This window comes from Maribacter dokdonensis DSW-8, assembly GCF_001447995.1.
Lineage (GTDB): Bacteria > Bacteroidota > Bacteroidia > Flavobacteriales > Flavobacteriaceae > Maribacter > Maribacter dokdonensis.
Genome location: NZ_LDPE01000001.1, coordinates 710,889 through 727,427 on the forward strand (window position 1 = coordinate 710,889; position 16,539 = coordinate 727,427).

At 36.7% G+C, this 16,539-nt stretch carries 12 protein-coding genes; 11 read left to right on the forward strand and 1 reads right to left on the reverse strand.

Going from position 1 to position 16,539, the window contains the following annotated elements; translation table 11 throughout:
- Positions 1-64 precede the first annotated feature (64 nt).
- Positions 65-1,876 (forward strand): acyl-CoA dehydrogenase family protein, encoded by a 1,812-nt coding sequence (locus I600_RS03325; protein WP_058103075.1) that lies wholly within the window; start codon positions 65-67, stop codon positions 1,874-1,876.
- Positions 1,877-1,977: 101 nt separating this feature from the next.
- Positions 1,978-3,402, forward strand: a complete 1,425-nt coding sequence (locus I600_RS03330) for a pyridoxal phosphate-dependent decarboxylase family protein (protein ID WP_058103076.1) — start codon at positions 1,978-1,980, stop codon at positions 3,400-3,402.
- Here I600_RS03330 and I600_RS03335 read toward each other — a convergent pair whose 3' ends face one another.
- Positions 3,403-5,205, reverse strand: coding sequence for a glycoside hydrolase family 15 protein (locus tag I600_RS03335; RefSeq protein ID WP_058103077.1), 1,803 nt, complete (start codon positions 5,203-5,205; stop codon positions 3,403-3,405).
- 103 nt (positions 5,206-5,308) lie between these two features.
- Between I600_RS03335 and I600_RS03340 the strand changes: the two genes are divergently transcribed.
- From I600_RS03340 to I600_RS03380, 9 genes are all read left to right on the forward strand, one after another.
- Positions 5,309-7,522: a bifunctional alpha,alpha-trehalose-phosphate synthase (UDP-forming)/trehalose-phosphatase gene (locus tag I600_RS03340; protein WP_058103078.1), complete on the forward strand. Its 2,214-nt coding sequence runs from the start codon at positions 5,309-5,311 to the stop codon at positions 7,520-7,522.
- Positions 7,523-7,537: 15 nt separating this feature from the next.
- Positions 7,538-9,067, forward strand: a complete 1,530-nt coding sequence (locus I600_RS03345; RefSeq protein ID WP_058103079.1) for a nuclear transport factor 2 family protein — start codon at positions 7,538-7,540, stop codon at positions 9,065-9,067.
- Between the two features lie 4 nt (positions 9,068-9,071).
- Positions 9,072-10,238 carry an MFS transporter gene (locus I600_RS03350; protein ID WP_058103080.1) on the forward strand — a complete coding sequence of 389 codons (1,167 nt, stop codon included), beginning with the start codon at positions 9,072-9,074 and terminating at the stop codon, positions 10,236-10,238.
- Positions 10,239-10,382: 144 nt separating this feature from the next.
- Entirely contained in the window at positions 10,383-11,714 is a 1,332-nt protein-coding gene (locus I600_RS03355; protein ID WP_058103081.1) for a M28 family metallopeptidase, read from the forward strand.
- Between the two features lie 18 nt (positions 11,715-11,732).
- Positions 11,733-13,340, forward strand: a complete 1,608-nt coding sequence (locus tag I600_RS03360; RefSeq protein ID WP_058103082.1) for a M1 family metallopeptidase — start codon at positions 11,733-11,735, stop codon at positions 13,338-13,340.
- A 103-nt stretch (positions 13,341-13,443) separates the two neighbouring features.
- A complete protein-coding gene (locus I600_RS03365) occupies positions 13,444-14,559 on the forward strand; it encodes a DUF2914 domain-containing protein (RefSeq protein ID WP_058103083.1) in 1,116 nt (371 codons plus the stop codon).
- Positions 14,560-14,671: 112 nt separating this feature from the next.
- Positions 14,672-15,277 carry a YkgJ family cysteine cluster protein gene (locus I600_RS03370; RefSeq protein ID WP_157490836.1) on the forward strand — a complete coding sequence of 202 codons (606 nt, stop codon included), beginning with the start codon at positions 14,672-14,674 and terminating at the stop codon, positions 15,275-15,277.
- Positions 15,278-15,373: 96 nt separating this feature from the next.
- Positions 15,374-16,003 (forward strand): alpha/beta fold hydrolase, encoded by a 630-nt coding sequence (locus tag I600_RS03375; RefSeq protein WP_058103085.1) that lies wholly within the window; start codon positions 15,374-15,376, stop codon positions 16,001-16,003.
- Positions 16,004-16,019: 16 nt separating this feature from the next.
- A complete protein-coding gene (locus tag I600_RS03380; protein WP_058103086.1) occupies positions 16,020-16,487 on the forward strand; it encodes a GAF domain-containing protein in 468 nt (155 codons plus the stop codon).
- Positions 16,488-16,539 lie beyond the last annotated feature (52 nt).

A 16,539-nucleotide genomic window follows, 5' to 3' on the forward strand; every position in this document is an offset into this window, starting at 1 on the left:
TTTGGAATAGGGTATTCACTTAATACTTATTACCAAATACTTTATACTAAATACAATTAACAACATGAGTACAGAAACAACGGATAAAGACATTCTTAGAGGAGGACAATTCCTTGTCAAAGAAACCAACTGTGATGATATTTTCACTTTAGAGGATTTGAACGAAGAACAAAAAATGATGCGTGAAAGCACCAAAGAATTCGTTGATAGAGAATTATGGGCACACTGGGAACGTTTTGAGAAAAAAGATTACGCATATACCGAAGAAACCATGCGTAAAGCCGGTGAACTAGGTTTACTGAGCGTAGCAGTACCAGAATCATACGGTGGTATGGGTATGGGGTTTGTTTCTACAATGCTAGTCTGTGATTATATTTCTGGTGCAACCGGATCCTTTAGTACTGCATTCGGAGCGCATACTGGTATTGGTACTATGCCAATAACTTTATACGGTACTGAGGAACAAAAACAAAAGTATGTACCTAAACTAGCCTCAGGCGAGTGGTTTGGAGCGTATTGCCTTACCGAACCAGGTGCTGGATCAGATGCAAATTCGGGTAAAACAAAGGCCGTTTTATCAGAAGATGGTAAAACTTATAGTATTACCGGTCAAAAAATGTGGATCTCAAATGCTGGTTTCTGTAACTTGTTTATCGTATTCGCACGTATTGAAGATGACAAAAATATTACCGGGTTTATCGTAGAAAATGACCCTAGTAATGGTATTACCTTAGGTGATGAGGAAAAGAAATTAGGTATTCACTCCTCTTCTACTCGCCAAGTATTCTTTAATGAAACAAAAGTTGCTGTTGAAAATATGCTTTCCACCAGAGGAAACGGTTTTAAAATTGCAATGAATGCCCTAAACGTTGGTCGTATTAAATTAGCCGCTGCTTGTTTAGAGGCACAAAGAAGGGTGATCAACGAGGCTGTTAATTATGCGAACGAAAGAATTCAGTTCAAAACTCCAATCGTTAACTTTGGTGCCATAAAAGCAAAATTAGCCGATATGACCACAAATGCTTATGTTGGTGAATCTGCTTGTTACCGTGCTGCAAAGAACATTGAAGATAGAATTGCAATACGTGAAAGCGAAGGCAATACTCACCAAGAAGCTGAATTAAAAGGTGTTGAAGAGTATGCTATAGAATGTTCTATTTTAAAAGTGGCGGTTTCGGAAGATGTACAGCATACAGCAGATGAAGGTGTGCAGATTTTTGGAGGTATGGGCTTCAGCGCAGATACACCAATGGAATCCGCTTGGAGAGATGCAAGAATTGCACGTATATACGAAGGAACCAATGAAATCAACAGAATGTTAGCTGTAGGTATGCTTGTTAAAAAGGCTATGAAAGGTCATGTAGACCTTTTAGGACCTGCAACCGCAGTTGGCGAAGAGCTCATGGGAATTCCTTCTTTTGATACTCCTGATTTTTCTGAACTGTTTGCAGAAGAAAAGGATATTTTAAAAAGACTAAAGAAAGTGTTCTTAATGGTCGCTGGATCTGCAGTTCAAAAATTTGGTCCAGAATTGGAAAAGCACCAACAATTGATGTTAGCTGCTTCTGACATTCTTATTGAAGTTTATATGGCAGAATCTGCATTATTACGTACAGAGAAAAACGCAAAACGTTTTGGAGAAGAGGCGCAGGCCACCCAAATTGCGATGTCTAAGTTATATTTGTACAATGCAACCGAAACTATCATTAAAAAAGGTAAGGAAGCCATTATATCTTTCGCTGAAGGTGATGAACAAAGAATGATGTTAATGGGACTTAAACGTTTTACAAAATATACAAATTACCCTAATGTAGTAGCTTTACGCACACAAATTGCCGATAAGGTAGCTGCAGATAACGGGTATACCTTTGACTAATTCAGATTACTTTTGTTGTTTGGTAACTTGAATGTTAAACCGTCCCAATTGGGGCGGTTTTTTTGTTTGGTATAAATCGTTATTGCGACTACTTTTGAGCCATGCATAAAAAATTACTCCAACAAGTGTATTCATCCTCTGACTTTAACACCAACGGGCACGCACTTATAGACCAGTTGACCGCTCATTTAGAGGATAAATTAAATGGAAAATCCCCAAATGCCATTCATTGGAACGACCCTGAGGATGAACTCCAGTTTTGGAAGGATTTTCTATATCACGGAAATAGCAAGAATTTGTTCCAGGAAATCAACAAACGTACCACGCACATTCACCATCCACATTACCTTGGTCATCAGGTGAGTCCTCCAGCCCCAATTACCGCACTCACAGGATTATTGAGTTCGCTATTAAATAACGGTACTGCGGTATATGAAATGGGCATGTCTTCCAATGCTATTGAACGCATTATCATTGAAGTGATTTGTAATAAAATTGGCTTTAATAATAATGCTGGAGGTTTTTTAACATCTGGTGGTACACTTGCCAATCTTACCGCATTATTAAGTGCTAGAAAAGCGATTACCAAAAAGGATATTTGGAATGATGGCAATCAAAATCAACTAGGTATAATGGTCAGTGAAGAAGCGCATTACTGTGTAGACCGTGCGGCAAGAATTATGGGTTTAGGGGATCAAGGCATAATTAAAGTACCCGTTACCAAAGATTTTGCAATGGACATCCATGTTTTAGAAGCTAAATATAAGGAAGCGCAAGAAAGCGAAATTGAGGTCTTTGCCATAATCGGTAGTGCTCCATCTACTGCTACAGGTATTTTTGATAATCTTGAGTGCATTTCTGAATTTGCCCAAGAACATAATATATGGTTTCATGTTGATGGTGCACATGGTGGTGCCGGTATTTTTTCTGAAAAATACAAGCATACGCTAAAAGGCATTGCTCAAGCAGATTCAGTAGTTATTGATGGTCACAAAATGATGATGATGCCAGCATTGACCACCGCCCTACTCTTTAAGGATGAAAAAAATGCCAAGGCTACATTTAGTCAAAAAGCGGATTACTTATTGACCGACTCAGAACATGAAGATTGGTACAATTCCGGCAAGCGTACCTTTGAATGCACAAAAAATATGATGGCCATACATTGGTTTACACTTCTAAAACTCTATGGTGAAGAAGTTTTTGATGCCAATGTTACCCTATTATATGATTTGGGTTCCTTATTTGCCGACATTATAGAGGCTGAACCTAATTTTGAACTGGCATTACGCCCAATGTCAAATATTGTATGTTTTAGATATGTAAACCCTAATTTCAATTTTGAAGAGCAAAACAATTTAAACATAAAAATTCGCCAGTATCTTTTAGAAGATGGCGAATTTTATATTGTACAGACCAAATTAAAAAATGTTCATTTCTTACGAGTAACCGTTATGAATCCGTTTTCAACGGAAGAACACTTTAAAGCCCTAATCCATAAAATTAAGGCTTATGTTATGAGGTAATTATTCTCTCAAAGTTTCTAACATTTGATCCTCACTTTCTTTCTTAGAAAAGTTGATGGCACATTCTATCAACGCTAAATGTGAATATGCCTGAGGGAAGTTTCCTAGTAACCTTTTAGTCTTAAAGTCAATATCTTCACTAAATAGACCTAAATGATTACTATAACCTAATAATCTCTCAAAATACTCCAACGCCTTCTTCTCTTCCCCTATTTTAAATAAACTATTAATGTACCAGAATGTACAAACCGTAAATGAAGAAGATGGCAAACCAAAATCATCTTCATTCTTATATCTATACAACAATCCATCATTACTTAATTCGTCTCCAATGGCATTAACGGTTTTAATATATCTTTCATCTTTTGCATCAACACATCCGTAAGATTCCATTAATAAGACAGAAGCATCCAAATCTTTGGAACCATAAGATTGGGTATAAGCCCCAACTTCATCGTTCCAGGCATTATCATAGATATCTTGCCAAATTTCCGCCCTTATTGGTTCCCATTTATCAATTTTATGCTGCTTGCCCAGCATTTCAGCAACTTTTATGGCACGATCCAAGGCTGTCCAGCATAATACTTTAGAAAATGTAAAATGTCTATCCTCTGTACGGAACTCCCAAATTCCTTTATCGGCATCCTTCCAATTATTGCTTACGATCCAAACAATACCTTTGGTAATGGCCCATAAGTCCTCACCATTTTCTATGTCTATGCTGAATTTCACCATTTGTTCATAAATCACATCCATCAGAATACCATAAATATCATTCTGCTTTTGGTGATATGCCGCATTACCAATACGCACCGGTTTAGAACCTTTGTAACCAGCCAAGTGCTCCAAGGTTTCTTCGGTCAGTTTTTTCTCTTTATTGATCCCGTACATGATCTGTAACTTCTCTGCCTTATCGGGTATCAAATCTATAATGAACTGTAAATATCGTCTTGCCACGTTCTTATGTCCCAATTCAGATACTACTTTAATCACCATTGATGCATCCCTTATCCAACAGAAACGATAATCCCAATTACGTACTTCACCAATGGTTTCTGGTAAAGAGGTGGTAGCTGCAGCCAAAACAGCTCCGGTCTTATCATAGCTCAATAATTTTAATGTCAAGGCACTTCTTGAAATTTCATCGTTAAATTTCTTGTAAGTTGGGGTTAAATCTGTCCAGTTTAACCAGTAAACCTTGGTGTTCTGTAAATCAAGATAAGCCCTTTCTGTGGTTGGCAACAACAATTTTTCATTGTAGCCCATAAGCATGTACTCATCTTGAAGAAGTTCTACTTCAACACTATTGACTATAGATTCTTGATCAAAGGAAGTGTATAGAAATACGGTATCGAACTTAACATCGTAAGTGAGACTGGCTATAAAATCCTTTTTAATAAAAGTTTCGGTTTTCCCCATGGCATATTCCAATCTTGGATCATACAAAACAGAAAAACTTGGCTTACCTGAAATTAATTTAAAATACCTGATCAACTCTGGTGGCGCATGGTGACTACCATCCAACTTACGATATCTGGGCATGAAGTCATGAATTTCAAAGTGATCTTCGCCAGATTTAAAAGAGGTAATCAATATATTGGTGTACCTCTCATATTTCTGAGTAATCTCATAGCTGTCATCAACCCTTATTTCAAAACTTCCACCTATATTTTCATCCAGTAATTTGGCAAATACAGACGGACTATCAAATTCTGGCAAACAGCACCAATCTATGCTTCCTGTCTTTGAAATTAATGCTGCACTTCTGCAATTCCCTATTATTCCGTAGTCTAAATTATCCATTCAATAAAATTCTTGATTCATTTGAGGTTTCAATTGGTATTGCCCTCCTTTTTCCCGAAATTTAGAGAAATAATTATCAAGAAGAAGCAAAAAATTCTCTTTTATGGCGAAAACTATCATTATCTCAAATAGACTACCTGTACAATTACAAATTAGCAATGGCGACATTACTGCGGTACCAAGTGTAGGTGGACTGGCCACAGGAATGAAATCTGTACACTCCGGCGGTGATAGCCTTTGGATTGGTTGGAGCGGATTAACGGATGAAGAAATTCCCGAAGAATTGGTTCCTAAAATTGATAGCGCCTTAGCGGAGCATGGATCTTCAAAAGTTAATTTAACGGAGAAAGAGGTAGATGGTTTTTACTATGGATTTAGTAATAGAACCATATGGCCTTTATTTCATTACTTCTTAGAATATTCTGAATTTGAGCTGGATAGCTGGGAAACATACAAAGCGGTAAACCAAAAATTTGCCGATGCCATCCTTGAAAAAGCAAACAATGAAGACACTATTTGGATACATGACTATCAATTAATGTTGGTGCCCCAAATGGTAAGAGCAGAAAGACCGGATATTTCTATAGGCTTCTTTCTACATATTCCCTTTCCATCGTATGAGATTTTTAGAACCCTACCTTGGCGACGTGAAGTATTACAAGGGCTGCTGGGGTCTGATCTGATCGGTTTTCATACCTATGACTACGAACGCCACTTTTTAAGCTCTGTTAGAAGGCTACTAGGTTTAGAGGTAAGCTTTAACGATATCTATTTAGATGATAGGGTTATAAAAGTAGACTCTTTCCCTATGGGTATCGATTATAAGAAGTTTAGCGATGCAGCAAAAGAACACTCTCAACGTACCGAGGATCAAAAATCCGAATTGCAGAAACGACTGGATACTCATAAAAAATCTGCTCCCGATGCCAAATTTTTCCTTTCTATAGATCGTTTAGATTATACCAAGGGTATTGCAAAACGTTTAAATGCCTTTGAGTATTTTTTAAAGAAATATCCGCAGTATAAAGAGAAAGTAAGACTTATTATTCTAGCGGTTCCGTCTAGATCTAACGTACCTCAATACCAATTATTAAAACGGGAAGTTGATGAACTTGTAGGACGCATTAACGGGGAGTTGTCCACTGTTAGCTGGACGCCAATATGGTATTTCTATAGATCTATGCCATTTGAAAACCTTATTGACCTTTACACCTCTTCTGATATTGCTTGGCTAACGCCCATAAGAGATGGTATGAATTTGGTAGCTAAAGAATACATTGCCACTAGAACAGATAAGACAGGAGTGCTTATACTAAGTGAAATGGCAGGTTCTGCAAATGAAATGAACGAGTCATTATTAATTAATCCTAATAATTTTGAGCAAATTGCCGACTCTCTTTATGAAGCTATCAATATGCCCGAAGAAGAGCAGGTATCAAGAAATACATTGCTACAAAAAAGACTGGAACGCTATAATGTAGAAAAATGGGCCAACGATTTTATGAACTCCCTGGTGAGCCAGAAAGAAAAAGATCAGACTTACCGATCTAAAAAATTATCGGTTGACCTTATGAATACCGTAATGAGCAAATATAAAAACGCCAAAAGAAGATTGGTTTTTTTAGATTATGATGGTACATTGGCCGGTTTTCACAACGACCCGCAAAAAGCGTCACCAGATGAAGAGCTTTACGCATTATTGGATCAAATTTCATCTCAACCCAATACAGATATGTATTTAATTAGCGGAAGGGATAAAGAGACCTTTACCAAATGGTTTCTTCCTAAGAAATACAATATGATCGTTGAGCATGGTGTTTGGATCTCTCAAGGTGGTGAGGAATTTAGAATGCTAGAAACGGTGAAAAAAGATTGGATGGAGAAAATATTACCAGTTCTTGAATCTTTTGTAGATCGTACGCCAGGTAGTTTCGTGGAAGAGAAAAACTATTCATTGGCTTGGCATTACCGAAATACAGATCCAGATTTTGGTCAGAAGAGATCGGTTGAATTGAATACGGTATTAACCAGTCTTATTGCTAACGATGACCTCAGCGTACTCAATGGTAATAAGGTAATGGAAATCAAGAGCAGCAACGTAAATAAAGGAAGAGCGTCTATGCGTGTGTATACCGAGCATGACTACGATTTTGTTTTTGCTATAGGTGATGATTGGACAGATGAATTTATGTTCCAGGAACTGCCAGAAGATGCTGTTACCGTAAAGGTGGGCAGACAAAAAACCCAAGCAAGATACTTTGTTGACAATACTAAAAATGTACGTGCCATCTTAAAGAGGTTTGCAGAAAAACACTAATCTAAATCTCTTTTTATGTTCTCGAAATTGAAGTGCTTTATCCTTTTGCTAAGTGCTATATCTTGCATACAGCTACATGCACAACAGAGCACAGAAGTATATTTGACCAATTTAGGGTTGGAAAAAGATTCGATCAGTATTAATGGTGCAATAAATATATCTGAAAATGAAGGCTATGACAATCAGCCTTCATTTTTGGATAATGACAGGGTCCTATATGCTGCAACAAGAAATGGACAAACAGATATTGTGCTGTTTCATATAAAAGATAAAACCCTTTCATGGATTACAGATACCCCAAATGGCAGCGAATATTCACCATTAAAAATACCCGGAAAAAATGCTGTATCGGCAATTAGATTAGATGAGGATGGATTGCAAAGACTTTATGAATATAACTTAGATACCAATGAACAAAAACTTCTTCTAGAAGATTTAAAAGTTGGTTATCATGTTTGGTATACTGAAGATATTATAATCTGTACAGTTCTTCGCGAAAATAAAATGGACCTCGTAATAGCTAACTTAAAAGATCATACCAATATAACGGTTCAACAGAATGTTGGCAGATCGCTACATAACATACCAAATAGCGACCTGGTAAGCTACATTTCCAAATCGGATAATGGAAATATGGTAAAATCACTGCATCCAATATCATTAAAAACCGAGGATATAATTTCATTACCTAAAATCACCGATGACATTTCCTGGATGAACAATGGTCAATTAATTACTGCCATTGAATCAACCATTCTTTCCTTTGACCCCAAAGTAGATACAGAATGGAAAATAGCTCATGAAATTAATAACCCAGATGTCAATGGAATCTCTAGATTAGCAATTAGTCCAGATGGAAATTATCTAAGTTTCGTATCTAAAGATTCGCAAAAAAATATTGTGGACAAACAAGTAGAAACGTTTAACGCACGAGAATTACAAGCATTTGCTAACTGTTTTTCAAAAAATGTTGTGGTAAAAAACTACCCAAAAGACACCCTGTACATTGGGCGGGAAATTTTAAAGGAAAAATATCAGAGCTTTTATGACCGTACGCCAAATATTGATGTAAAAGTATCCTCTAGAATTCATTTGGGAAAGACCGTTATTGATCAAGAACAGATAGCCATTGGCGATAAACAATTTCAACAAGTTGCCATTTATGAGGTTGACGGACTTATAAATAGCATGACTTTCATAAAAGATAAGTCCATCAATGAAGATCCAGAAATACCTGTACAACAACAACTTGAAGGTTATAATGCTAAAGACATCAATGCCTTTTTAGGTCCATACGCCAAAAACGTGAAAGTTTATGGTGCTAACGGCGAACTAAGAACCGAGGGTATTAAAAATATGCGAAATGGCTATGATCGCTTTTTTAGTACTACCCCAAACCTTCATTGTGAAATCAAGAATAGGATTGTAATCGGTAATATAGTTATTGATGAAGAATTCATTACCGTCAACGGTGAATCTTATACTGCAATAGGTATTTATGAAATAGAAAATAATAAAATAGCCAAGGTTACTTTTTTACATTGATCTATTGAAGCAAAAGCTACATATTCTCCCCATAATAATTATTTCTCAGTTTGCCTGTACCTCTACATGGTTTGCAGGCAATGCCATCATAGAATCATTGACCAAAAAATTAGATTTTGGCGCAGATATTGTTAGTTACGTCATCTCTTCGGTACAATTCGGGTTCATCATAGGCACATTGATTTTTGGAATTCTAATGATTGCCGATAGGTTTTCACCTTCTAAAGTCTTTATGGTCTGTGCATGTTTAGCGGCCTTATCCAATTTAACCCTAATTGTTCCACAATTAAATGTGACCGGCTTGTTGATAGCTAGATTCGGGACCGGCTTTTTCCTCGCAGGGATCTATCCTGTAGGTATGAAAATAGCAGCAGATTATTATGAAAAAGGGTTAGGCAAAGCATTGGGCTTTTTGGTTGGCGCATTGGTTTTAGGCACTGCTTTTCCGTTTTTAATTAAAGGAACCTCATGGGCAAATGATTCAGATAGTGTTATTAAACTAACTTCTGGCATTACCGTTATGGGTGGTTTACTGTTGCTAGGACTTGTGCCTAACGGTCCCTATCGGGTAGCAAGCACGTCATTACAGTTCAACGCGGGACCACGACTTTTTAAGAATTATAATTTTAAGAAAGCAGCTTTTGGGTATTTTGGTCACATGTGGGAACTTTATGCCTTTTGGGCCTTTACCCCTATTGCCATACAATGGTTTGCCATTGAAACCGGTAGTGATATATCGGTATTTTTATGGACTGGGATCGTGATCGCATTTGGCGGATTGTCTTGTGCGCTAGGCGGTATTATTGCTCATAGCTTAGGAAGCAAAAAAGTAGCATTAACTGCCTTAATTATTTCTGGTGTGTTCTGTTTTATTTCTCCTGTTTTGTTCCTATTGCCCCAATATCTCTTTTTGGCAAGCTGGTGCCTATGGGGAATAGCCGTTACCGCAGATTCTCCTCAATTTTCCAATTTGGTGGCATCATCGGTAGCTCCGCAATTAAAAGGTACAGCATTAACCATTGTAAATTGTTTAGGTTATGCCATTACTATAATTAGCATTCAACTTCTAGGATTACTTCAAAATAGTATCCCGATAAATTTTTTATACATTCCACTAGGTCTAGGACCATTGCTGGGCGTTTATCACCTCATAAAAAAGAAAACGAAATAACCTGTATTAAACAATGCTACAAAACTTTTTAAATACAATCTGGTCAGCTATAGATTTGCACATCAAATTATGGTCGCCCCTATATTTTACTTAATTTTAGAAACCGATTACCCAAACTAACTTTACTCACTCAAAAAAATTGAAATGAAAAAATTTTTACTTCTCGCTTTATTCATCTCGGCTATTCACCTTTCAGCACAAACGGACCAACGTATTTATGATATTATTGATGCGGTTTCTGCCGAACGTATAGAAAACGACGTTACCAAACTCGCAAATTTTGGAACAAGACATACGTTAAGCGATACAGTTTCCAATACTAGGGGAATTGGTGCAGCAAGAAGATGGATCAAAAGTGAATTTGAAAAAACCTCTGCAGCTTGTAACAGTTGTCTTACTGTTTTTTTTCAAAAAGACTTAGTCAAAAAAGGTGCTAACAACCGTATTGTAAAAGATGTTGAAGTGGTAAATGTGCTTGCTATTCAAAAGGGAACAAAATACCCTAATCGTTACATTATTATGAGCGGTGATATTGACTCTCGCGTTAGTGACCCAACCAACTACACTGATGATTCGCCTGGTGCAAATGATAATGCAAGTGGCATGGCAGGTACGTTGGAAGCCGCTCGTGTACTTTCTAAATACACTTTTGAAAATAGTATTATCTACATGGGTCTTTCAGGTGAAGAACAAGGTCTTTTTGGCGGTGGCGGTATAGCACAATATGCCAAAGACCAAGGCTGGGAGGTTATTGGAATATTCAATAATGATATGATCGGTAATATAAAGGGAGTTGACGGCACTATCAGTAACGTTGATTTTAGAATATTCTCTGAACCCGTACCTCCTACAGAAACAGAGGAACAACGCAAAGCCAGAAGGTTTTACGGCGGTGAGGTGGATGGTGTTTCAAGACAACTGGCACGATACGTACACAAAAACGTAAAGCAATACATGCCAGAAATGAACCCAATGATGATCTATCGCTTAGATCGTTTTGGTCGTGGAGGTCATCATAGACCTTTTAATGATGCTGGTTTTCCTGGCATACGTATTATGGAAGCTCACGAAAACTATACGCAACAACACCAAGATATTCGTGTAGAGGATGGTATTGCCTATGGTGATGTGTTAGAGCATGTGAATTTTGAGTACGCCGCCAAATTGACCGCGGTAAACGCAATTAACCTGGCATCAATAGCATGGGCCCCACCTGCACCAAAAACAGTTAAAATTGGTGGTATTGTTGAACCTGCAGCTAAATTTCAATGGAGTAAGGTTGATGGTGCAAAAGGCTATAAAATTTACTGGAGAGACACCACATCCCCTACTTGGGATTATAGCAGATACGTTGGTGATGTAACCGAATTTGTTTTAGACGGCATCGTTATTGACAACTATTTTTTCGGAGTTTCAGCGGTTAGTGAAGACGGATTTGAGAGTCCGGTCGTTTTTCCAAACGGAGTATTCAGATAAAATCTATTCAAACCTTACATGAACAAATTCATACTTTTTCTTGCTTTGGGAACTTTGAGTTTCTCACAGGCACAGACTTTTACCAAACAAGATACGTTAAGAGGTAGTATTACCCCAGAACGTGAATGGTGGGATCTAAATTACTATCATTTGGATATTGCCGTTGACCCAGATGAGAAATTCATAAGTGGGAGCAACACAATTCGCTATAAGGTGCTAAAATCCCATCAAGTGCTACAAGTAGACCTTCAATCTCCTTTAAGCATTGAAAAGGTTACTCAAGACGGAAAAGAACTTACCGTAACCCATAATGTAAATGCACATTTTGTACAGTTGACCAAACCCCAAGTAAAAGGAGAGTTCAATGAAATTGTTGTTACCTATTCAGGACACCCAAAAGAAGCAGTCAATGCACCATGGGATGGCGGATTTTCTTGGAAAAAGGATAATAATGGTAAAGATTTTGTGGCAACCTCTTGTCAAGGCTTAGGGGCCAGTGTCTGGTGGCCCAACAAAGATCATATGTATGACGAGGTAGATAGTATGCTGATCAGTGTAAAGGCTCCAAAAGGACTTATGAATATTTCTAATGGTAGGTTACGAAGTGTACATAAAGAAACCAATACTTATAACTGGTTCGTGGGCAACCCAATCAATAATTATGGTGTAAATGTCAATATTGGTGATTACGTTCATTTTGATGAAGTATACCAAGGAGAGAAGGGTGCCTTGGATATGGATTATTATGTTTTAAAGGATAATCTAGAAAAGGCTAAGGAACATTTTAAAGATGCCCCAAAAATGATGAAGGCGTTTGAGCATTGGTTTGGTCCGTATCCATTTTATGAAGATTCGTTTAAACTGGTTGAAGTCCCTTATCTGGGCATGGAACATCAAAGTTCGGTCACTTATGGTAATCAATATTTAAAGGGTTATTTGGGTAGAGATCTTTCACAAACCGGCTGGGGCTTAAAGTTCGATTTTATCATTATCCATGAAGCTGGCCATGAATGGTTTGCAAACAATATCACCTATAAAGATGCTGCAGATATGTGGGTGCACGAAGGTTTTACGTGCTATTCTGAAAGTTTGTTTCTAGATTACCACTATGGTACAGAAGCTGCCAATGCCTACGTTCAAGGTATTAGAAACAATATTAGAAACGACAGACCCATTATTGGCATCTATAATGTAAATTATGAAGGCAGTGGAGATATGTATTATAAAGGTTCCAATATACTACATACGCTACGCCAAATAGTAAATGATGATAAAGAATGGAGAACAATTTTACGTGGACTTAATTCCGAATTCTATCATAAAACGGTTACTACCGCACAGATTGAAGAGTATATCGCAACTAAAATGAAACGTGATCTTGATCCTTTTTTTGACCAGTATTTACGAACTGTCAAAATACCCGTATTTGAATATACGATCAAGGGTAAAAAAATATCTTATCGTTTTACTAATACGGTCAAAGACTTTACAATTCCATTAAAAGTTTTTGTTGATGACCAACCTGTGTGGTTGAACCCGTCTACAACATGGCAAAGCAAAAAGATGAACGGCAACTTAGAATCCTTACGTGTAGATCCTAACTTTTACGTTGAAACAAAGAGTTGATATAACCACTTTGTCTACGTGAACTTTTAACGTTCATCAATTGTTATTTACGGTCAATTGTAGTGCTTTTAAACACCTATTTTTGCTCAGCACCTAGACCAACATGAAAAAGACCCTTGCCAGATATAGAAATAGCGCTTTTAGAAGCTTTATTAGAAAGCACACTAAGTATGCCCCTATTCTTTTCTTTATTGGTGGTTTTATTTTTGACACCCTAACCTTAGGTCGTATTGACCGTACCTATGATTTAACGGTTTTATGTTTGCATATGACATCGTTATCCATCACACTATACTTATATAATTTGGTAGACGATGGCAAATGGCAGGGCACCTTACTAGAACGATATGAAGAATATCTACCGCTGGCCATTCAGTTCTTTTTTGGGGGATTATCAAGTGCCTATGTCATCTATTTTTCAAGAAGTGTGTCTTTATCCAAAACGGCATCATTCTTTATTATACTTGTTTTATTACTAATTGCCAATGAGTTTCTAAAAAAACGAATCTCCAACAAATATTTACAATTTGGGGTGTACTACTTTATTAGCTTCACTTTTTTTACGTTCATGATTCCCGTATTTCTAAAAGAGCTCAATTCTACGATATTTTTAATATCCGGTGCAGTTAGCTTAGTAAGCACTTTAGTGTTGCTTACGTTCATTTATGGCAAAAGCCCAAGTACGCGTAAAGAAATAAAGCTAGGCAAAATGATCTTCATTATCATTGCCATATACGGTTTGATCAATCTTTTCTATTTTTTAAGATTGATACCACCGGTTCCCTTGGCGTTGGATAAAGGAATAGTAGCCCACAACGTTGTTCAAAAAAATGGCAACTATGAAGTAACCTATGAGTCTGAAGAATCACACATATTTTGGCGCAAACACAAACTAGATTTTAGTTATTCTTCAGACCAACGTGTGTATATATTTTCTTCCATTTTTGCTCCTACAGATTTAAAGAAGTCAATATTTCATCGATGGAGAAAATACAATGAACTTACCAATGAATGGGTAACGGTAGAAGATATTGGCTATGATATTACGGGTGGTAGAGATGGTGGTTTTAGAGGCTATACGTATAAATCAAATATTACTCCCGGTGAATGGGAAGTACAAGTACTGACCGAAGAAGAACAAGTGTTAGGCGTTATTGGTTTCAATATAGTCTTGAACACCCATCCAAAACCATTAAAACTTAAGACTTCAAAATTTTAATTATTTATTTATCAGCAATTTACATTCTTAAAATTACCATCTAACAATAGTTTATTTTTATGATTTTTGTATGAAAACTTAGACTACCTTCGCGCAACTTTTTAAACTACTTGTGAGTATATACCATAAAGTTCGAGCGGTAGACCGTATGTTCTACCAATTGGAAAAGGAGTTGGGCTCCTTTCAAAAATCCACAGGTTTAGGCTGCGTAGCCAATTGCGGAAATTGCTGCTTAAAACCGGATATTAATGCCACAGTGCTAGAATTTTTACCCCTAGCCTATCATCTTTTTAAACAAGGTGTAGCAGAAACTTGGTTGCAAGATCTTGAACAAAATACCTCAACCAAACTATGTCCCGTTTTAAACAAACTAATTGCCCCTGGTGCAAAAGGATTTTGTTCAGAATATGCCCATCGGGGTCTAATTTGCAGACTATTTGGTTTTTCTGCCATGTTGCATAAAAACAATACCCCTACTTTAGTAACCTGTAAACCTATAAAGGAACAAAAGCCGCAAGCCGTTGTAATGGCAGAAATTCATATTTCGTCCAAAAAGAACTATCCGCTTATTAGCAATTACTATATGCAATTACGTTCAATTGACGAATCATTGGGCGCCGAATTGTTTCCTATACGAATTGCCATAGCAAAAGCATTGCAAGTTGTTTTAGGTTACTACGCATACCGCAGACCACCGAGATATAGAAAAGTGGCTTAAAACAACATGTTATCTATATAGAAAAATGTACCTTTATAATGATAGTTTACTACTTCTTAATTTGAAGCAGTAATTTGTGCTATAAAAATCTATTTTTTGAAAGTATACGGTATTAGTGGTTTGGGTGCCGACAAAAGGGTTTTTGATTACTTAAATCTTAATTTTGAACTTATTACAATTGATTGGATAATACCCTTACCCAGTGAACCCATAGAATCTTACGCAAAAAGGCTTAGTTCTATTATTGATGATAGTACTGATTTTTGTATAATCGGGGTTAGTTTTGGAGGATTAATTGCCACTGAAATCAATAAGGTATTATCACCTAAAAAAGTAATTCTCATTTCATCTGTCCATACAAAAAATGAATTAAGATCTATCTACAGAAGAATTGGACAATTAAAAATCATAAGATCCATTCCTGTTAATTTGTTCAACCCCCCTAGGTTTATTGCTAAGTATATTATGGGAGCCAATAATGCAAAATTATTATATAAAATATTAGATGATACCGATTTATATTTTGTAAAATGGGCATTACATGAATTAACTACTTGGAAAAATATTGCTTATAAAAACAATGTGATTAAAATAAACGGGACAAGTGATAAATTGATTCCTCCGCGAGGAATTACAAAAATGCACTTGATTGAAAATGGTGAACATTTTATGATTGTTGATAGGGCTCAAGAGATAAGTGAATTGATTAATTTAGAGCTTCAATAAAAATTGAAAAAGTAAAATGGATAATTCAAAAGAAATTAAATCAACCATACAATCAGAACTCGAAAAAGACGCTCCTAATTGGGAGCTTCTACTTAAGGCAATCTTGAATCATTTTGATTGTTCTACGGGTACCTTACATTTTTTGGATGAAAACAAACTATTACAACTTCAATCTCAAGTTGGTATTCCTGAATTCTTAATACCTAAATTATCTACCATTCCTATTGGTAAAGGCATGGCCGGTATTGCTGCTGAAAGAAGAAAACCTGTTGAAATGTGTAACCTACAAACAGATGATTCCGGTGTTGCCAGACCGTCTGCAAAAGACACCAAAGTTGAAGGTTCCTTAGCCGCTCCACTAATTTATAATGAAACACTTTATGGCACTATAGGTATCGCAAAGCCGATTCCCTATGATTTTACACAAGATGAATCAGATTTGATTATGGAGATAGGAGAACTATTGGGCAAAAGATTGGTTTAGCTTGTGCTCTCCTAATATTATAACTAAAAAAAGCCCGCTATACAGCGGGCTT